Annotated in this window: 16 protein-coding genes; 7 read left to right on the forward strand and 9 right to left on the reverse strand. The window is 74.6% G+C overall.

The window, feature by feature from the left end; genetic code table 11:
* Nucleotides 1-11 precede the first annotated feature (11 nt).
* A complete protein-coding gene (locus AC07B0_RS28550) occupies nt 12-1,385 on the reverse strand; it encodes an MFS transporter (protein ID WP_469382292.1) in 1,374 nt (457 codons plus the stop codon).
* Nucleotides 1,386-1,495: 110 nt separating this feature from the next.
* Between AC07B0_RS28550 and AC07B0_RS28555 the strand changes: the two genes are divergently transcribed.
* Nucleotides 1,496-2,395, forward strand: a complete 900-nt coding sequence (locus AC07B0_RS28555; RefSeq protein WP_356881086.1) for a LysR family transcriptional regulator — start codon at nt 1,496-1,498, stop codon at nt 2,393-2,395.
* Here the strand turns inward: AC07B0_RS28555 and AC07B0_RS28560 are convergent.
* The 3 genes from AC07B0_RS28560 to AC07B0_RS28570 form a co-directional block, all read right to left on the reverse strand.
* Nucleotides 2,392-4,389 carry a DUF5107 domain-containing protein gene (locus AC07B0_RS28560; RefSeq protein ID WP_478899193.1) on the reverse strand — a complete coding sequence of 666 codons (1,998 nt, stop codon included), beginning with the start codon at nt 4,387-4,389 and terminating at the stop codon, nt 2,392-2,394. The genes AC07B0_RS28555 and AC07B0_RS28560 overlap by 4 nt on opposite strands.
* A gap of 64 nt (nt 4,390-4,453) precedes the next feature.
* Nucleotides 4,454-5,353, reverse strand: a complete 900-nt coding sequence (locus AC07B0_RS28565) for an arginase family protein (RefSeq protein WP_478899194.1) — start codon at nt 5,351-5,353, stop codon at nt 4,454-4,456.
* Between the two features lie 4 nt (nt 5,354-5,357).
* Nucleotides 5,358-5,936: a GNAT family N-acetyltransferase gene (locus tag AC07B0_RS28570; protein WP_478899195.1), complete on the reverse strand. Its 579-nt coding sequence runs from the start codon at nt 5,934-5,936 to the stop codon at nt 5,358-5,360.
* Nucleotides 5,937-5,973: 37 nt separating this feature from the next.
* On the opposite strand from AC07B0_RS28570, the gene AC07B0_RS28575 reads away from it, so the two are divergent.
* Nucleotides 5,974-6,696 (forward strand): hypothetical protein, encoded by a 723-nt coding sequence (locus tag AC07B0_RS28575; protein ID WP_478899196.1) that lies wholly within the window; start codon nt 5,974-5,976, stop codon nt 6,694-6,696.
* A gap of 69 nt (nt 6,697-6,765) precedes the next feature.
* On the opposite strand, the gene AC07B0_RS28580 is transcribed toward AC07B0_RS28575, so the two are convergent.
* The 4 genes from AC07B0_RS28580 to AC07B0_RS28595 form a co-directional block, all read right to left on the reverse strand.
* Nucleotides 6,766-8,799 (reverse strand): S9 family peptidase, encoded by a 2,034-nt coding sequence (locus AC07B0_RS28580; RefSeq protein ID WP_478899197.1) that lies wholly within the window; start codon nt 8,797-8,799, stop codon nt 6,766-6,768.
* The gene (locus AC07B0_RS28585) at nt 8,796-10,139 is read right to left on the reverse strand and encodes a M20/M25/M40 family metallo-hydrolase (RefSeq protein WP_467293460.1); all 1,344 of its coding nucleotides are present in this window, start codon (nt 10,137-10,139) and stop codon (nt 8,796-8,798) included. The genes AC07B0_RS28580 and AC07B0_RS28585 overlap by 4 nt, the downstream gene beginning before the upstream one ends.
* A 1-nt stretch (nt 10,140) precedes the next feature.
* The gene (locus AC07B0_RS28590) at nt 10,141-10,974 is read right to left on the reverse strand and encodes a M55 family metallopeptidase (protein WP_356881072.1); all 834 of its coding nucleotides are present in this window, start codon (nt 10,972-10,974) and stop codon (nt 10,141-10,143) included.
* A 262-nt stretch (nt 10,975-11,236) separates the two neighbouring features.
* Nucleotides 11,237-11,680: an SRPBCC family protein gene (locus AC07B0_RS28595; RefSeq protein WP_356881070.1), complete on the reverse strand. Its 444-nt coding sequence runs from the start codon at nt 11,678-11,680 to the stop codon at nt 11,237-11,239.
* A 174-nt stretch (nt 11,681-11,854) separates the two neighbouring features.
* Between AC07B0_RS28595 and AC07B0_RS28600 the strand changes: the two genes are divergently transcribed.
* The 3 genes from AC07B0_RS28600 (at nt 11,855) to AC07B0_RS28610 (ending at nt 15,093) form a co-directional block, all read left to right on the forward strand.
* The gene (locus AC07B0_RS28600; protein WP_469382285.1) at nt 11,855-12,931 is read left to right on the forward strand and encodes an Rv2578c family radical SAM protein; all 1,077 of its coding nucleotides are present in this window, start codon (nt 11,855-11,857) and stop codon (nt 12,929-12,931) included.
* A gap of 112 nt (nt 12,932-13,043) precedes the next feature.
* Nucleotides 13,044-14,642: an alpha/beta hydrolase gene (locus tag AC07B0_RS28605; RefSeq protein WP_478899198.1), complete on the forward strand. Its 1,599-nt coding sequence runs from the start codon at nt 13,044-13,046 to the stop codon at nt 14,640-14,642.
* Between the two features lie 25 nt (nt 14,643-14,667).
* On the forward strand, nt 14,668-15,093 hold the full coding sequence (locus AC07B0_RS28610) for a RidA family protein (RefSeq protein ID WP_356881064.1): 426 nt from the start codon (nt 14,668-14,670) through the stop codon (nt 15,091-15,093).
* Between the two features lie 61 nt (nt 15,094-15,154).
* On the opposite strand, the gene AC07B0_RS28615 is transcribed toward AC07B0_RS28610, so the two are convergent.
* Nucleotides 15,155-15,724: a HEAT repeat domain-containing protein gene (locus AC07B0_RS28615; RefSeq protein ID WP_356881062.1), complete on the reverse strand. Its 570-nt coding sequence runs from the start codon at nt 15,722-15,724 to the stop codon at nt 15,155-15,157.
* A gap of 380 nt (nt 15,725-16,104) precedes the next feature.
* On the opposite strand from AC07B0_RS28615, the gene AC07B0_RS28620 reads away from it, so the two are divergent.
* Both AC07B0_RS28620 and AC07B0_RS28625 read left to right on the forward strand, forming a co-directional pair.
* Nucleotides 16,105-17,907: a 3-hydroxyacyl-CoA dehydrogenase family protein gene (locus AC07B0_RS28620; protein WP_356881060.1), complete on the forward strand. Its 1,803-nt coding sequence runs from the start codon at nt 16,105-16,107 to the stop codon at nt 17,905-17,907.
* A 163-nt stretch (nt 17,908-18,070) separates the two neighbouring features.
* On the forward strand, nt 18,071-18,883 hold the full coding sequence (locus AC07B0_RS28625) for a TetR family transcriptional regulator (protein WP_356881058.1): 813 nt from the start codon (nt 18,071-18,073) through the stop codon (nt 18,881-18,883).
* Nucleotides 18,884-19,078 lie beyond the last annotated feature (195 nt).

Genomic DNA, 19,078 nt, shown 5'->3' on the forward strand with positions numbered 1-19,078 from the left:
AGAGGGCGGCCCTACCGGCGGCGCCACCAGGACAGGACCAGGACGGACGCCGCGAGCACCAGGGCGGCGACGACGCGCAGGCCGAAGGACATCGCACCGGAGAAGTCCTGCGAGCCGTGGGCGGACAGGGCCGTGCCCAGGACGGCGACGCCCAGGGCACTGCCGATCTCCCGGGTGGCGCCGTTCAGGCCCGAGCCCAGCCCGGCCCGGTCCTGCGGCAGGGAGGTCATCACCGCGGCGGACAGGACGGGGACGCTCAGGCCCATGCCCACGGAGAGGACCACGAGGAAGAGGGCGTAGAGCGGATAGGGCGTCGAGGCGGTGGCGAAGGAGATCAGGAACAGCCCTGTGACGATCCCGGCGAGGCCCACGGCGACGACCGCGTCGCCGAACCGGGCGGCCAGGGCGATGCTGCGGCGGGAGGCGATCATCATGCCGAGGGCGAGGGGGGCGATGGCGCAGCCGGCGAGCAGCGGCGAGTACCCCTTGGCGTACTGGAGGTACTGGGCGTTGACGTAGAAGAGGGAGAACAGCCCGAAGAACGCGACGCCGACGCCGAGGGAACCGGCGCGCAGCCTGCGGCTGCGGAAGACGCGCGGGTCGATCAGCGGATGGGCCGTACGCAGGGAGCGCAGCGCGAAGAGCGCCAGCAGGACGGCCGACAGGGCGAGCGCGCCCAGCACCTGCAAGGAGGTCCAGCCCGAGGAGGGGCCCTCGATGATGCCGTGGAGGAGGGTGCCGACGGCCGCGACGAGCAGGGCCGAGCCGACGGCGTCCAGGGTGGCGGGGCGGCGCTCGCCGCGCGGGGCGAAGCGGGCCGCCAGCAGGCCCAGTACGACGGCCGACGGTGCGACGGCGAGGAACAGGGCCTGCCACGGCAGGTACTGGAGGACGAGGCCGCCCCCGATGTTCCCGACGACGCCGGCGATGCCGGTCGCGGCCGTCCAGACGGCGACGGCCTCGGGGCGTCCGGAGGGTTCCGTCACCTCCAGCATCAGCGACAGGGTGGCCGGCATCACGAGGGCCGCCCCCGCGCCGGTGACGGCCCGGCCGGCGATCAGGACGGCGACGCCCGGGGCCGCCGCGGACAACAGGGCGCCGGCGGCGACCAGGGCCAGGCCCGTCAGCAGGGCGCCCTTGCGTCCGTAGCGGTCGCCGACCGCGCCCGCGGGTATCAGCAGGCAGCCGAACACCAGCACGTACGTGTCGACGATCCACAGCATCTGCCCGGCGGACGGATCGAGCGGGCTCGCCGCCAGCTTCGGGATCGCGAGGTTGACCGCCGCCACGAGGGACACCACCAGAACGGAACACGCGGCCATCACCGCGTACACGGCGCGGCGGCCGACGGGACGCGGCGCGCGGCGCTCTTCAACCAGGGTCATTTCAGGGATCTTTCGTCCGAGGGAGAGTGACGGGGCCGGCCGTGCTGCCACGGTAGGCTCGCACCGGACTTGCCTTCAAATGCAACCTGGCGAAGAGATAAGTGCACCGCATGCAATGGGACCTGAACCTGCTGATCGCCCTGGACGCCCTGCTCGAAGAGGGCAGCGTCGGCGGCGCCGCCGACCGGCTCAACCTGTCGTCCCCGGCGATGAGCCGGACCCTCGCCCGGATCCGGCGCGCCCTCGGCGATCCGGTGCTGGTCCGTTCCGGTCGGGTCATGGTGCCCACCCCGCGCGCACTGGCCGTCCGGGCCGAGGTCCACGAGCTGGTCTCCCGCGCCCGCGCCGTCCTCACCCCGGCCGGGGAGATCGACCCGGCCGGGCTGGAGCGGGTCTTCACCGTCCAGGCGGACGAGTCCCTGGTCGTCCGGCTCGGCGCGCCGCTGCTGACCCGCGTCCGGGCCGAGGCTCCGGGCGTGTCCCTGCGGTTCCTCGGCGAGGGCCCACAGGACGTGCGGTACCTCCGCGAGGGCCTGGCCGACCTGGAACTCGGCAACATCGCCGACCCGAGTCCGGAGACCCGGATCGAACCGCTCCTGACGGACCGCTTCGTGGGCGTGGCCCGCGCCGGCCACCCCCTGCTGGACGACGCCGTCACCGTCGCCAGGTTCGCCGCCGCCGACCACCTCAACTACTCGCGCCGGGGCCGGTTCGCCGGACCGATCGACACGGCCCTGGCCGGACAGGGCCGTACGCGCCGGGTCGTGGCCGTCTACCCGACGTTCGCCTCGGCCCTGCTGGCCCTGCTCGACACCGACCTCGTCGGCATCCTCGGCGACCGCGTCCACTCGGCGACGGCCCGCCGTTTCGGCCTGGCCACCTTCCCGATCCCGCTCGACCTGCCGGCCCTGGAACTCTCCCTCGCCTGGCACCCCCGGTACGCCGCCGACCCCGCCCACACCTGGCTGCGCGGCCTGGTGGCCGAGGTGGTCCGGGAGGAACTGGGCTAGTGAGTGCCGTCGGCGTCCTGTCCGCCGGGCGGGCGCATGCGGAAGTCGTACGCGGGCGGCAGCGCGGCGTCCGAGAGGGCCGCCCAGACCTCGGACAGGACCTCCTCCCCCTCGCGGAGGTCGGCGAGTTCGAAGCCGTCCTCGAAGAGCCGCCGGGCCGCGCCCACGTGTCCCTCGGCGGCCAGCAGCCGGGCGGCGAGCAGCCGGAACCGGCCCTGCTCGCGCGATGCCGGCCGGAGCCGCTCCCACACCTCCCGTGCGGCGGCGGGCCGGCCCGCGGCGAGCAGTGCGGTCATCGCCTCCCGGCCCAGCGCGGATTCGGCGGCGGTCCAGTGCTCGCCGCCGCGGCTCTCCTCGGCGAGGTCCGCGAAGGCCTCGGCGTACCGGTCGGCGGCCCGGGCCGGGTCGCCGGCCAGCACGTCGGCCACCGCGAGGCAGCGCAGCAGGGGCCAGCGGGAGGGGGCCAGGGACAGGCCGCGCTCCCAGCTCCGTACGGCCTGGGCGGTGTCGCCGGCGTGCCACTGGGCCACGCCCAGGTGGTACTCGGTCAGCGGGTCGGCGGGGGCCGTCTCCAGCATGTCCCGCCAGTGGGCGGCGACCAGGGCCTCGCCGGGCGGGGCCGCCTTGCGCGGCGCGGGCAGGACCCCGGTGCGCCACAGCGTCAGCCAGGGTTCCTGGGCCGGGCCGAGGGTGGATTCCTCGAAGGGGGTGCCCGGCAGGTCGAAGCCCCCGCACAGCACCTCCAGCGCGCCCCAGCCGGAGCCGGTGGCCAGCCGCTCCCCCGGCGCGGTGTCGGCGCAGCCCCGCCAGGCCTTGTGCGCGGTGTCGAGCGCCTCGGCGGGCAGGACGGCGTCGAGGGCTTCGGTGGCCGCGCCCCGGGCGTCGGCCCAGGCGGGGCCGTGCACCCGCGCGGGGTCGGCGCTCAGCGGCCCGTACGCCTCCAGCCAGCTGAACTCGGCTCCGGGTTCGAGGCGTACGTGCTCCAGCTGGGTCCGGGCCAGCCCGGCCTGGATCTCGGCGTAGCCGCCCGTGCCGGGCTCGGTCAGCCATTCCTGCCAGCGGCGGCCGCCCGCGCCGGCGCCCCACACGAACAGCTTGCGGCCGCGCAGCCGGGCCGTGGAGGCCTGTACGAGGCCGTGCCCGTCGGCGTCGAGGGAGGCGATCCAGGGCCGGCCCGCGTCGGCGTCGCGGACCTCGTAGAAGAAGTCCGCCGGGTAGGTGCTGCGCGTCGGGTAGGTGCGGTCTCCGCCCTCCCATTCGGGGACGGGGATCCGGCGCAGGGAGCGCTCGTACCCGAAGTGCCAGGCCTCGTCGGCGGGGGCGAGGACGCGGGTGCCCGGGCCTTCCGGGACGGCGGTGTTGGACCACCAGTACACGGGCGCGGGCCGCTCGTGCGGGTTGCGGACGCGGACGCCGACGTGGAGGAACTCCGAGTCGGCGGGCAGCCACAGGTCCACCTGGAACGGCAGGTCGCGCAGCCGCTCCCACTCCCACAGCCGTACCATCACGCCCCCGTCGGGCGCGGGAACGAGCGCGGCGTGCAACGGGGCGCAGGACAGGGCGGTGTGTCCGGTGGCGCCGATGTTCCATTCGATGCCGCCGGAGAACCAGGCGCCGTTGAGGGCGAAGTTGGCGGGCTGGAACACCGGGTTGCGGTAGAGCAGTTCGCGGCCGGTCGGCAGGTGGACGAGGGAGTGGATCCGCCCGCCGAGCGCGGGCAGCACGGTGACGCGCAGCAGGCCGTTCTCGATGACGACCGCGTCGAACTCCCGCTCCGCGCGCTCGCGTCCGTACCCGTCACGGATCGGGACGGGCAGCAGCGAGCGCAGCGGCTCGTACCCGATCTGGCGGGCCATGTCGCGCGGCAGCCCGTGACGCGCGCGCTCGTCCAGCGCGTGCACCCCGTCGGGTGCGCGCAGGGCGGGCAGGGGGTTGTCGGGACCCAACGGGGCTGCGGGAAGGGTCAGCAGGGCACGTCGGACGGTGGTGGCCATGAAGGAATGGAACACGCCACCGCGGCCGGTGCACAGGGGTTCCGCGGATCACCACCGGTCAGGATTACGCAAAGGCGTCCGCGACCAGGTCGGCGAGGAGGGCGCCCGCACTCCCGTCCGGATCCAGGTCCGGGTCGTAGACGGTGACGTTGAGCCCGACGCAGCGCGGCGACCCGACCAGCACGGCCAGCAGTGCGGCGAGTTCCCCGGGACGGAGTCCGCCGGGCTCCTGGCTGTCCACGGCGGGCATGACGGACGGGTCCAGGACGTCGGCGTCCAGGTGGATCCAGAAGCCGGCCGTCGCCGGCGGGTGCAGTCCCTCCAGCGCGGCCCGGGCGACCGTTCCGGCGCCGTGCGCGCGGATGTCCCCGACGGTGGCGGTGGAGATCCCGGCGGCCCGCAGTTCGGGGAGGTCCGCGTCGCCGTCACGGAGCCCGAAGAGGCGTACGTCCTCGTCGCGCAGGTACGGCCCGAGTCCCTCCAGGCCGGTCAGGTCGCTCTGGCCGCGCCCGGTGGCCAGGGCGAGTTCCTCGCCGGCGGCGGCGCCGACGGGTCCGTTGACGGCCTCGTTGCCGGGATGGCGGAAGTCGGCGGAGCCGTCGATCGCGGCCAGTCCGTAGCGTCCGATGCGGCGCATGGCGAGCGCGGCGCCGAGCTGGATCGAGCAGTCCCCGCCGAGGACCACGGGGAACTCCCCGGCCCGCAGGTGCTTCTCGATCCGGTCGGCGAGAGTCACGGTGTACCGGGCGAGGGCGGCGGCGTGGAAGACGCCGTCGCCCTCCCGCCAGTCGCCCCGGTCGTAGCGGGGCGGGACGACGACCCCGCCCTCGCGGGCGCCGAGCTTGTGCAGCAGTCCCTGTTCGCGCAGGGCGCCGGCCAGTTTGTACACGCCGGGTACGGTGCCGGGCGCGGGCGGCCGCAGGCCGAGGTTGGACGGGGCGTCGAGGAGCACGAGGGTTCTCATGACCTCATCCTGGGCGATCGGCTCCCTCCGGGGCGGGCATTTCGGCGGTCAGCGCCCAGCGCTCGTGGTCGCGCCAGGCGCCGTCGACGTAGAGGAAGTCCGGGGAGAACCCCTCCAGCCGGAAGCCGCGGCCGCGCACCAGGGCGAGGGAGGCCGTGTTGCCCGGCTGGACGTTCGCCTCCAGGCGGTGCAGGCCGAGGCCGCCGCCGTCCGCCGGGGCGAACGCGTGGGCGGTGACCAGGGCGAGGGCCTCCCCCATCAGCCCGCGCCCGGCGGCGTGGGCGAAGGCCCCGTAGCCGAGGGCGCCGCACCGGAAGGCGCCGTGGACGATGTTGTTGACGTTGACGAAGCCGGCGATGGCCCCCGTGGCGAGTTCGCAGACGAGGAACCCGGCGCGGCCCGCGTCCCCCGCGAGGCGGGCCACGTAGGGCTCGTACTCCTCGACGGTGACGGGCGGGAACAGCCACGGCCGGTGGAGGTCGCGGCTCTCGTGCGCGCGGGCCGCGAACTCGGGCCCGTCGGACTGCCGGAAGGGCCGCAGACCCACCCGCGCGCCCTGGACTGTGTAGGACGGAAATTCCATCCTCCCAGGCTAGTGCCGGCGTGACAGCATCCTGGTTGTGATCACCACTCAGAACCCTCCGGACCTCCTTCGCGCGGCCGCGCGCAACAACGCCGACTGGTGCGACGCGGTCTGCCGGACGCACGGGGCGGCCGGGGTGTTCGGTCCGGACGCCTGGACCAGCGCCGTACGCACCCCGCCCCTGTACCCCGACGCGGTGTCCCTGACCCCGTCCGCCCCGGTCGCCGGTGTGCTCGGCGGGATCGACACCGGCTCGCCCGGCTGTTCGGTGAAGGACAGCTTCGCCTCGCTCGATCTGGGCCCGGCCGGCTTCGAGGTCCTGTTCGAGGCGCAGTGGATCCACCGCCCGGCGGGACCCGCGCCCGTCGGCAGCGGCGGCGGCGGCCCGCGGTGGTCGCGGGTCTCCGGCCCCGGGGAACTGGCGGACTGGGAGGCCGCGTGGGCCGGGGAGGAGGCGTCCGGTCTGTTCCGGCCCGGGCTGCTGTCCCCGGACGTCGTCTTCCTGGCGGGCCGCTCCGGGGGCCGGATCGTCGCCGGAGCCGTGCTCAGTACGGGCGGCGGGGTGGCCGGGGTGTCCAACCTGTTCGCCCCGGACGCGGCCGGCACGGACTCCGCGTGGGCGGCCGCGGTCACCACGGCCTCCGGGCTGTGGCCGGCGCTGCCCCTCGTGGGCTACGAGCACGGCGAGGACCTCGACGCCGCCGTCCGCGCCGGATTCGCCCCGGTCGGACCGCTCCGGGTCTGGCTGCACACGGCCTGAGCGGCCGCCGCGGTGCCCGGCGCCACCGCTTGCGGCGGCGGGCCGGGCAGGCCGCGCACACCCCGGGGGTCAGCCGTGCAGGGCCAGACGGGGGACGTCGTCCCGGTCGATCCCGAAGACCTGGACGTACAGGGACAGTTCGGCCTCCAGGGCCGCGGCCATGGTCTCCGCGCGCCGGAAGCCGTGGCCCTCGCCCTCGAAGGTGACGTACGCGTGGGGCACTCCCCGCCCGCGCAGCGCGGCGAGCAGCCGTTCGGCTTGGGCGGGCGGGCAGACCGGGTCGTCCAGGCCCTGGAGCAGCAGGAACGGGGCGGTGATCCGGTCGGCGCGGGACACCGGGGAGCGTTCGCGGCAGCGCAGCGCCAGGGTCTGCGGCGGTCCGGCCAGCCCGTCGGTGTAGTGCGATTCCAGGTCGTGGGTCTCGGCGGCGAAGCCCCGCAGGTCCAGTACCGGGTAGCTGATCGCCGCGCAGGCGTAGAGGTCGGTGGCGGTCAGGGAGGCGGCCGCGGTCCAGCCGCCGGCGCTGCCGCCGCGGATGGCGAGCCGGCCGGGGTCGGCGGTTCCCTCGGCGGCCAGGGCGCGGGCGACGGCCGCGCAGTCCTCGACGTCGACCACCCCCCACTGTTCGCGCAGCCGCTCGCGGTAGGCGCGGCCGTATCCGGTGGACCCGCCGTAGTTGACCTCCACGACGCCGATGCCGCGCGAGGTGAAGTAGGCGATGTGGAGGTCCAGTACGGGCGGCACGTGGTCGGTGGGGCCGCCGTGCGCCCACACCACGTACGGGGGCGGTTCGGCGGCCGGGGCCCGTACGGCGGGGTGGTGCGGCGGGTAGACGTGGGCATGGATGTCCCGGCCGCCCGGGCCGGGGAAGGTCCTGCTCTGCGGCTCCGGGTAGTGGGCGGGGTCCACCGGGTCGGCGGCGCGGGCCCCGACGACGCGGGCGTGGCCCGTCGCGGTGTCCAGTTCGACGACCTCGTAGGCGCTGCGCGGGCTCGCCGCGACCCCGTAGACGCGGGTGCCGACGACGGCCAGGGTCGGCTGCCAGGCCGTCCAGGGCCCGGCGGCGTCGACGAGGTCGCCGCTGTCCGGGTCGAGGACGCCGAGGACCGCGGCGCCCCGGCCGTGCAGGACGGCGAGGAGCCCGCCCCCGGAGCCCTCGGCCCGGGATCCGGACAGCGGGGCCAGCCAGTTCAGCCCCGGCTTCCACAGCGCCCCGCCGAACTCCTCCTCCCGGGGGCACAGGTTGACCGCCCCGCCGCCCCCGGTGTCGACGCGGTACGGGTTCCACCAGCCGCTGCGGTCGCTGACCGCGAGCAGGGTCCCGTCGGCCGCCCACGCCACCTGGGCCACCGCTTCGGCGGGCCCGCCGAGGACGGTGCGGGGGGCGGTGAGGGTACCCTCCGGGGTGACGTCGGCCAGCTGGAGTTCGGTGCCGTCCCAGGGCATCCGGGGGTGGTCCCAGACCAGCCAGGCCGCGCTCCGTCCGTCGGGGGACAGCCGGGGCCCGGTCCGGAAGCGGTGCCGGTCGTCGGTGAGCTCCCGTACGGCGCTCCGGTCACCGGCGGCCGATCCGTCCAGCGGTACGGCGGCGGTCACCCGGCGCACGTCGCCCGGTCCGGGGCCGGTGAACTCCTCCAGCACGCACCACACCTCGGTGCCGCGCAGCACCGGGTCGGCCCAGCGCAGGCCGCCGCCGACCGGGGAGAGCGGGGTCAGGGGGCGGGGTCCGGGGCTGCCGGGCGCGTCGGGTTCGTACGCGTACATCCGCTGGTCGGCGTGGTGGACGAACACCACGAGCGGGCCCCCGGCGGGCCGTTCGGCGCCCACCCAGGGCAGGCCCCCGTACTCGGTGAGGCGGCTGCGCACGTTCCACGGGGCGGGCAGTACGGAACGCGCGGCGCGCCCGTCGGCGGGCCGGCGCACGAGGGTGCGGCGGCCGCCCTCCCGGGGGCGGGGCTCGGTCCACCACACCTCGGCGCCCACCGTGCCCAGGTACTCGGGGCGGCCGTCGTGGGAGGCGGCGAGCGCGGCGTCGATCGGGGAGGGCCAGCTGCCGTAGGGCCGGTCCGGGCCGGGGGCCGCGGTCCCCGGGTCGCCGTTCACAGGGCGCGCAGGGCGCGGTCGAGGACGCGGACGCCGAAGTGCAGGGCGTCGACCGGGACCCGTTCGTCGACGCCGTGGAAGAGGGACCAGTAGTCGAAGCCCGGGGGCAGCTTGAGCGGGGAGTAGCCGTAGCCGGTGATGCCGAGCCGGGAGAACTGTTTGGCGTCGGTGCCGCCGGCCATGCAGAAGGGGACGACGTGGCCGTCGGGGTCGAAGTGCTCGACGCTCTCGCGCAGGACGGCGAAGGTGCGCCCGTCCACGGGGGCTTCGAGGGCGACCTCCCGGTGGTGGAACTCCCAGTGCACGTCGGGGCCGGTGAGCGCGTGGAGGGTGGCGGTGAACTCCGCTTCCCCGCCGGGCAGCATCCGGCCGTCGACGTAGGCGGTGGCGTGGCCGGGGATGACGTTCAGCTTGTAACCGGCGTTCATCATCGTCGGGTTGGTGCTGTTGCGGACGGTGGCTTCCACGAGGGCGGCGGCCGGGCCGAGCTTGGGCAGGACCGCGTCGAGGTCGAAGCCGGGAGCGCGCGGGTCGACCGACAGGCCCTGCCGGGCGGCGAGTTCGGTGATGCAGGCGACGACGGTGTCGGTGAGCCGGACCGGCCAGTCGTACGCGCCGATCCGGGCGACGGCGGCGGCGAGGCGGCTGACGGCGTTGGCCCGGTTGGGTTTGGAGCCGTGCCCGGTGGTGCCGTGGGCGGTGAGTTTCAGCCAGGCGGTGCCGCGTTCACCGGCGGCGACGGGGTAGAGGGGGCCGCCGCGTCCGGTGTGCACCGTGAAGGCACCGGATTCGCCGAGGCCCTCCGTACAGCCCTCGAAGAGGTGCGGGTGGTGGTCGGCGAGGAAGCCGGACCCGTCGACGGCGCTGTCCTCCTCGTCGGCGGTGAAGGCGATCACGACGTCCCGGCGCGGCCGGACGCCCGCGCGCGCCCAGGCCCGTACGAGGGCCAGCACCATCGCGTCGGTGTTCTTCATGTCGACGGCGCCCCGGCCCCAGACCACCCCGTCCCTGACCTCGCCGGAGAAGGGGTCCACGGTCCAGTCGGCGGCCTCGGCGGGGACCACGTCGAGGTGGCCGTGGACGAGGAGCGCGTCGGCGGTCGGGTCGGTGCCGGCGATGCGGGCCACCACGTTGGTGCGGCCGGGGGTGCGTTCCAGCAGGACGGGCTCCAGCCCGGCTCCGGCCAGCCGCTCGGCGACGTACTCGGCGGCGGGCCGCTCCCGGCAGTCACCGCCGCCGCGGTTGCTGGTGTCCATCCGGATCAGCGCGGAGGTGAACTCGACCACCTCGTCGAACGCCGTTCCGTCCAGTGCTGTGCTGTCCTCCGTCACCGGGTGCATGTCAGCCATACTGCTCCTCCACGGCCGCCGAGACGACCGTCGTGACCGCCTTGAAGGTCCGGATCCCCTCGTACATGGTCCCGCTGGTGTACGCGATCCGGCGTTCGCCCGAACGTTCGACGCCGGGAACCACGGTGGCGGCCAGTGACAGGTGCGTCGCGTCGAACTCCACCTCGACCGTGAAGGGGCCGCCGCGCACCGGCTCGTGCCGGACGGCGAGCTTCGCGGCCCCGGTGGCGGCGGCCCGGATGTCGGCGGCGGTGCGGGCGGGGGTGCGGCACACGGCCGCGTAGCGCGACACGTGGTCCTTCACGGCGACCGTGCGCGCGTCCGGGGCGTAGCCGGCGGCGTCGCGGCAGGTCAGGTCGTCGCCGGTGACGAGGACGACGGGGACCCCGTACTCGGCGACGACGTGGGCGTTGAGCAGGCCCTCGCTGGCGCGCAGACCGTTCAGCCAGACCCCGGTGATGGAGTTGGCGAGGTAGGTGTGGGCGAGGACGCCCTCGGTTCCGGCGCCGGTGTGGTAGCCGACGAAGGCGATGCCGTCGACGTCGCCGTGCTGGACGCCCTCGACCATGGAGAGGGTCTTGTGGCGGCCGGTGAGGAGTTCGGCGCGGGCGTCGAGCTTCTCCAGCAGCAGGTTGCGCATCGTCCAGTGGGCCTCGTTGACGAGGACCCGGTCGGCGCCGCCGTCGTAGAAGCCGAGTACGGCGGCGTTCACGTCGGAGGTGAACAGGGCGCGGCAGCGTTCCCACGGGGACGTGCCGGGCAGGACGTCCTCGGGCCAGGTGACGCCGGTGGCGCCCTCCATGTCGGCGGAGATGAGGATCTTCATCGGGCCCCCCGGTGGGTCGGGTCGCAGGAGGCCCAGCCTAGGGGGTGTCCGGGCGTTCGCCGTGGAACGGCCCGCGCGGCGCACCGCGGGTCCCGGCGGCCGCTTGGGGGCGCCTCGCGGACGGGGCCGGCGGCGGGTTCCGGCGTTCGGGTTCCGGGCGGACCGCGGCGGGGTTCCGGCGGCTGGCGGGCCGCCGGAATTCCACCCGAACCGGTGAGCCGCCGCACGCGCGGGCGCGGGGCGGCGGGGGCAACGGCCTTGCTCAGCCCTCTACTTCCCGGGCCAGGTTGTCCAGGAGGGTGTCGTAGATGCGGCCGAGTCCCTTGGGGGCGAAGGTGCGCTCGAAGAAGCCGCCGATGCCGCCGGCGCCGTTCCAGACGGTGCTGACGACGACCTTGGACTTGCCCTCGCCGGCCGGGGTGACGGTCCAGGTGGTGACCATGGAGGAGTTGCGGTCCTTCTCCACCAGCTGGCCGTCCGTGGGCTCGGTGACCTCCAGCAGGCAGTCCCGTACGCGCTTGCTGGTGGCCTGGAGCTTCCAGTGGACCAGGGTGCCCTCGCCGTCGCCGCCCTCGCGGACCTCGTACTCGCTGAAGTGCTCGGGGAGCATCTTGCCGCGGGTGCCGCTGTAGTCCGCCAGCGCGTCGAACACGGTCTCCGCGTCGGCCCCGATGATCCGCTCCGTGGTGGCCTCGACCTGCGCCATACCTGTTCCTCCAGCAGTTGTGATCGCTCGTCACGGCGAAGCCAACCACCTCCGGCCCGGCCGCCCAAATCCGCTCCGCCCGCTCACCGCCCGGGCGGGCCGGACCCGCCGGTCCGCACGATCATGGGAACACTTGTTCTATTCTCGGGTCCAGAGCTACCGAGGGAGGCGCCGATGCGCTGGGACAGCCTGACCGACCACGCCGACGACACCGACGGAACCGGGGGCACGCGGGCCACCGGCCCCGCCGCGCTCTTCGGCGCGGACGCCGTCGTGACCCGCACCGTCGACACCCCCGAGTTCCGGGGGATCACCTTCCACGAGGTCCGGGCCCGGTCGATCGTCAACAAGGTGCCCGGCGCCTCGCGCATGCCGTTCGAATGGACGGTCAACCCGTACCGCGGCTGCAGCCACGCCTGCGTCTACTGCTTCGCCCGCAGGACCCACGCCTACCTCGACCTCGACACCGGCCTCGGCTTCGACTCGCAGATCGTCGTCAAGACCAACGCCCCCGAGCTGCTGCGCCGCGAACTCGGCTCGCGGCGGTGGACCGGCGCGCACATCGCAATGGGCACCAACGTCGACTGCTACCAGCGCGCGGAGGGCCGCTACCGGCTGATGCCGGGGATCATCGAGGCGCTGCGGGACCACGCGAACCCCTTCTCCATCCTCACCAAGGGCACGCTGATCCTGCGCGACCTCCCCCTGCTCCGGGAGGCGGCCGAGGTCACCGACGTCGGGATATCCGTCTCCGTCGGCTTCACCGACCCCGGCCTGTGGCGGACCGTGGAGCCCGGCACGCCCTCCCCCGCCGCGCGCCTGCACGCCGTACGGGCCCTGACCGACGCGGGCATCGAGTGCGGGGTGCTCATGGCCCCGGTGATCCCCTTCCTCGGCGACTCCCCGGAGCAGCTGCGGGAGACCGTCCGGGCCGTCGCGGAGTCCGGGGCCACGTCCGTGACACCCCTGGTACTCCATCTGCGGCCCGGGGCGCGCGAGTGGTTCACGGCCTGGCTGGGCGAGCACCACCCCCACCTGGTCGAACGGTACGAACGGATGTACGCGGGCGGCTCGTACGCGCCGACCTGGTACCAGCGCCAGATCACCCGTCAAGTCCACCGGCTGGCGGCCGAATTCGGCATCGGCCCGAACGGGCGCCCGTCCTTCCGCCGGGCCGGCCCGGCCGGGGAACCGGCCGCGGGGGCGGCCGGGCCCGCGGCGGCCGCGCCGACGCAGCTCACCCTGCTGTGACCGGCGCCTGACCCCGAAGGCTCATCACTTCGGGCCAATGGACGGCCCAATCCCGCTTTCCGGGCCGGGTTTCCGGGACGATTCCGCCCAGAACCCTCGGCTGGGAGGCCCCATGCTCCACCCCTCGAAGAAGCGCACCGCCGCGAAGAAGCGCGCCGCCGTCCTGCTGTCGATCTCCGCCGTCGCCGCCGTCCTGACGAGCCCCGTCACGGCGGCCCCCGCGGACCCCGCCGCCCCGGCCGCCGCCGCGCCCGGCAGTGCGGCGCTGCGCTGGACCGGCTGCGCGACCCCCCGCCACCCGACGCTGCAGTGCGCCTCCCTCCCGGTCCCCCTCGACCACGACCGGCCCGCCGGGCGGCAGATCTCCCTGGCGCTGACCCGGGTGCCGCACACCGCGGCCACCTCCCAGGGCCCGCTGCTGGTGAACCCCGGCGGCCCCGGCGGCAGCGGCCGCGCCCTGGCCGGGTTCGTCGCCTCCGCCCTGCCCAAGGACGTCGCCGCCCAGTACGACGTGATCGGCTTCGACCCCCGGGGCGTGGGCAAGAGCGAGCCCGCCCTGGACTGCGCCGCGGGCCACTTCAGCCCGGTACGGCCGGACTCCGTTCCGCTCGACCCGGCGACCGAGCGCGCCAACCTGGAGCGGGTCCGCGCCTTCGCCGAGTCCTGCCGCGCCAAGCACGCGGACGTGCTCCCGCACGTGGGCACCGTCTCCGCCGCCCGCGACCTGGAGGTGCTGCGCACGGCCCTGGGCGCGCAGCGGCTCAGCTACTTCGGCTACTCGTACGGGACCTACCTCGGCGCGGTGTACGCGCGCCTCCACCCGGACCGGGTGCACCGGCTCGTCCTGGACTCCGTGGTCGACCCGGCCGGGGTCTGGTACGAGGACAACCTCGCCCAGGACCAGGCCTTCGACGCCCGTCACAAGGCCTTCCTGGCCTGGGTCGCGAAGTACGACGCCACGTACGGGCTGGGCACCGACCCGGCGCGGGTCGAGAAGCTCTGGTACGGGATGCGGGACTCCCTGCGCGGGACCCCGGCGGGCGGGAAGGTGGGGCCGGCCGAGCTGGAGGACACCTACATGCCGGGCGGCTACTACAACGGCTACTGGCCGTACCTCGCCCAGGCCTTCGCGGCGTACGTGCTGAAGGAGGACCCGAAGCCGCTGGTGGCGGCGTACGAGCGGCTCGGCGCGGTGGAGCCGTCGGCGGGCAACGGCTACAGCGTGTACACGGCGGTGCAGTGCCGGGACTCGGCCTGGCCGAAGGACTGGAACGCCTGGCGCGCCGACATGTGGAGCACGCACGCGAAGGCGCCCTTCATGACCTGGAACAACGCCTGGTACAACGCGCCCTGCGCGTTCTGGCCGACGGAGCCGCTGCGGGCCCCCGACGTCACCAACTCCGAGTTGCCGCCCGCGCTGCTGTTCCAGGCGACGGAGGACGCGGCGACCCCGTTCGGCGGCGCGGTGAGCATGCGGGAGAAGCTGAAGGGCGCGGCGCTGGTGGTGGAGGAGGGCGGCGGCAACCACGGCATCGCCCTCAGCGGCAACAAGTGCCTGGACGAGAAGCTCGCCGCGTACCTGAGGACGGGGGCGGCCGCCGACGCGTCCTGCCCGGCCCCGGCGGACCCGACTCCGGCCGCGGCGACCCGTGCCGTCCCGCCGTCCGCGGGTGGAGCCGCCCTGCACGGACTGCTGGGCTTCCGCCGCTGATGCCCTCCGGGGCAAGATCATCGCCATGAGCACACCGACGCACGACCGCGACCACCTCACCCGCATCGCCGCTCCGGAGGGCGTGAGCCCCGGCACCGGATACAGCCACGTCGTCTGGGGAACCGGGCGGTTCGTGGCGGTCTCCGGGCAGTGCGCCTTCGACGAGAAGGGCGAGGTGGTCGGCGAGGGCGACGCCGCCGCCCAGGCCCGGCAGGTCTTCGAGAACCTGCGGCGCTGCCTGGCGGCGGCCGGGGCGGGCTTCGAGGACGTGGTGAAGCTGACCTACTTCGTCACGGACGTGGCCCACCTGCCGGCCGTGCGGGCGGCCCGCGACGAGGTGATCGCCGCGGACCGGCTGCCGGCCTCCTCGGCGGTGCAGGTCGCTGCCCTGTTCCGGCCGGAACTCCTGCTGGAGGTCGAGGCGTTCGCGATCGTCCCCGTCAGGGACTGAGCCCGGCGGCGGGGCGGGAGGGCTCCGTCACGGCCGGCGGCCCCGGTGGCGGCCCGGGCGTTCAGGCGTCCGGGTGTCCGGCCATCAGCCGGCCCAGGGCATCGGTCGCCGCCACCGCCAGCCGGGGGTGGGACTGGGCGCGGACCAGCACGTCCCGGGCCCGGCCGTCGGCGAGCGCCCCCAGCCCCTCCACGCAGGCGAGCGCCACCCGCCAGTAGGGGTCGTGCGGCGCGAGCAGCCGGGACAGGGTGGCGATCAGGGCCGGGGCCGACTCGGGCGCCCGCAGCGCGGCCAGCAGGCGCACGGGGTGCAGGGCGTAGGCGGTGCGCAGGGAGTTGGTCGCCAGGGCGGCCGCCGCGCGGGCGGTGCGGGGGTCCCCCAGTACGGCGAGGGCCCGGGCGGCGGCCTCGCAGCGGGGCGGGTCCCGGTGGTTGAGCAGCAGCACGAGCGGCTCGAAGGCACGGCGGTCGCCGGCCAGTCCCAGCCGGTAGGCGGCCAGTTCGCGGGCCCACAGGGGCAGGCCCGCCGAAGTCAGGGAGGCGGCCAGGGCGTCGGGGCCCGCCGCGAGCAGTTCCTCGTACTCGGGTGATCCGGTCGACTCGGCCCGCAGGCGCTCCAGCACGTCGTTCACCCGGCCCACCCTAGGGGGGCGGGGAGCCGCGCACCGCGGGTTCCGCGGACCTCGTTGATCGATGATCGATGATCGGTACATTTGGGCGGTACAGGTCACATCTCCGCACTCTGGCGGACCAGTTACCGGCGGGTTACAGTCACTTCCACACGTACGGGAACGGCCTGGTGACGCAGCCGCCCCGTGCCAGTCGGTTCGACCTTTCACGCACGGCGCGGCCCCGGGACAGGGCCACGCCGTTCCCGCCCGCCGCGCCCTCCCTCTCTCCGGGCGCTTCCCTCCGGGCCCCTCCCGCACGGTTCCTCCGTACGGAATCCACGCGCGCCGTGCAGCGCGCGTCGGCACCCTCAGTCGTCACCCTCTTCCACTGGAGTCCCGCGATGGACCGTCCGTCCACGTCCAGTCAGTCCACCCTCCAGACCATCGCCGTCGTCGGCCTCGGCACCATGGGCACCGGTATCGCCGAGGTCCTCGCCCGGGCCGGCCGCGAGGTCATCGGCATCGACGTCAGCGAGGCCGCCGCCCGCCGGGCCACCGCCTCCCTCGCCTCCGCCACGGCCCGCTCCGTCACCCGGGAGCGGATCACCGAGCAGGAGCGCGAGGGCGTCCTCGCCCGGTTCCGCACCTTCACCGACCTCGCCGCGGCCGCCGACGCCGACCTCGTCATCGAGGTCGTCCCGGAGGACTACGAGCTCAAGCACCGGCTGTTCTGCGAGCTCGACGCGATCGTGCGGCCCGACGCGGTCCTGGCCACCGGCACCAACGCCCTGTCGGTGACCCGGCTCGCCGCCGAGTCCCTGCACCCGGAGCGCGTGCTGGGCCTGCACTTCTTCAACCCGGCGCCCGCGATGAAGCTCGTCGAGATCGTCTCCTGCGTGCTCACCGCGCCGCCGGCCGTCGAGGCGGTCACCGAACTGGCCCGCGAGCTCGGCAAGGAGCCCGTGGCGGTCGGGGACCGGCCCGGATTCGTCGCCGACGGCCTGCTCTTCGGCTACCTCAACCAGGCCGCCGCCATGTTCGAGGCCAAGTACGCCTCCCGCGAGGACATCGACGCGGCGATGCGGCTCGGCTGCGGGCTGCCGATGGGGCCGCTCGCCCTGCTCGACCTGGTCGGCGTGGACACCGCGCGGACCGTGCTGGAGGCCATGTACGCCTCCTCCGGCGACCGGCTGCACGCCCCGGCCCCCATCCTCGGCCACCTCGCCGAGGCCGGCCTGACCGGGCAGAAGGCGGGCCGCGGCTTCTACACGTACGAGGCTCCGGGCAGCCCGGTGATCGTGCGTGACCTCCAGACCCCGCCGGACGGGTCGCTGCTCGGCGCGGGCCGGCCGGTCTCCTCGGTCGGCGTGGCCGGTTCGGGGACCATGGCCGGCGGCATCGCCCAGGTCTTCGCGCAGGCCGGCTACGACGTGGTGCTGGCGGCCCGCAGCCAGGAGAAGGCGGAGGCCGCCAAGGCCGCGATCGGGAAGTCCCTGGGCCGTGCGGTGTCCAAGGGCCGACTGACCGAGGAGGGCGCGGCGCAGACCCTGGAGCGGATCACCCCGGCCGGTTCGCTGGACGCCTTCGCCGAGGTGGACCTGGCCGTGGAGGCCGTGGCCGAGGACCTCGCGGTCAAGCAGGAGCTGTTCGCGGGCCTCGACAAGGTCTGCAAGCCGGGCGCGGTGCTGGCCACCACTACCTCCTCGCTCCCGGTCATCGCCGTGGCGCGTGCTACGTCGCGGCCCCAGGACGTGATCGGGATGCACTTCTTCAACCCGGCTCCCGCGATGAAGCTGGTCGAGGTGGTCCGGACGGTCCTGACGGCCGACGACGTGCACGCCACCGTCCGCGAGGTCTGCACCAAGGTGCGCAAGCACCCCGTGGACTGCGGGGACCGGGCGGGCTTCATCGTGAACGCCCTGCTGTTCCCGTACCTCAACAACGCGATCAAGATGGTCGAGCAGCACTACGCGGGGATCGACGAGATCGACGCCGCGATGAAGCTGGGCGGGGGCTACCCGATGGGGCCCTTCGAGCTCCTCGACGTGGTCGGCCTGGACGTGTCGCTCGCCATCGAGAAGGTCCTCCACCAGGAGTTCCGCGATCCGGGCCTGGCGCCGTCCCCGCTGCTGGAGCACCTGGTGGCGGCGGGCTGCCTGGGCCGGAAGACCGGCCGCGGATTCCGTGAGTACGCCCGCCGGTAACCGGCCGGGCCCTGAGCAGGATGCGTGGGGAGGGCTGCTCGGGTCCGCCGGACCCTCACGGCGGACATACCCTCCCGAGCCCAGTGCGGGCCCTCCCCCGCATCCCTCCCCCTCCCACCCCCCGCAGGCGCGCTCCCCTGCGCGAATGAAGTACTTTCGCTCTATGTCCCAGCCCGCCAAGACCTCACCCCGCGCCACCTCCGCCTCCGACGCCCCGGAGAGCGCGGCCGGCACCCGGGCGGCAGCCCAGCGGCTCAAAATGCGCCGGGAGCTCGCCACGGCGGCCATGGAGCTGTTCGCGACCAAGGGGTACGAGGCCACGACGGTCGACGAGATCGCCGCGACCGCCGGGGTGGCCCGCCGGACGTTCTTCCGGCACTTCCGCTCCAAGGAAGAGGCGATCTTCCCGGACCACGACGACACCCTGACCCGCGCCGAGGCGGTCCTGGACGTGGCCCCGGCGCACGAGCACCCGCTCGACACAGTGTGCCGAGGGATCAAGGAAGTCATGAAGATGTACGCCGCGTCCCCCGCGGTGTCGGTGGAGCGCTACCGGCTGACCCGCGAGGTACCGGCGCTGCGCGAGCGGGAGATCGCCTCGGTGGCCCGCTACGAGCGGCTGTTCACGCGCTACCTGCTGGCCCACTTCGACGAGCAGGACCACCACGACGGCAACGACGACCCGCTGCTGGCCGAGGTCGCGGCCTCGGCGGTCGTGACCGCGCACAACCACGTGCTGCGGCGCTGGCTGCGGGCCGGCGGGCAGGGCGACGTGGAGGCGCAGCTGGACCACGCCTTCTCGATCGTGCGCAAGACCTTCGGCTCCGGGATCGGAGCGGGCCGCACCGCGGACGCGCCGGCCCCGGCGCGGGCGGCGGTGCGCACCGAGGGGCAGGTGCTGGTCGCGGTGGCCCGGACCGACGCTCCGCTGGACGAGGTCATGCGGACCATCGAAGAGGCCCTGAAGAACAAGTAGGCGCGTGCGGAAGCACCAATAGGCGACGCTCGTCACAGCGGCCGCTCCCGGTTCCGGGGGCGGCCGCTTTCGTATGTCCAACTTGCCCCTACTCGCGGGTAACTCTGATCGATCATCGCTCATCTGCGCAGGTCAATCGGCAAATGAGAGAAAGTTTTGGCACGCGGTGCCTTGCTGAGTGACACGGGGTGCCAT

This window comes from Streptomyces sp. NPDC044704, from assembly GCF_056433525.1.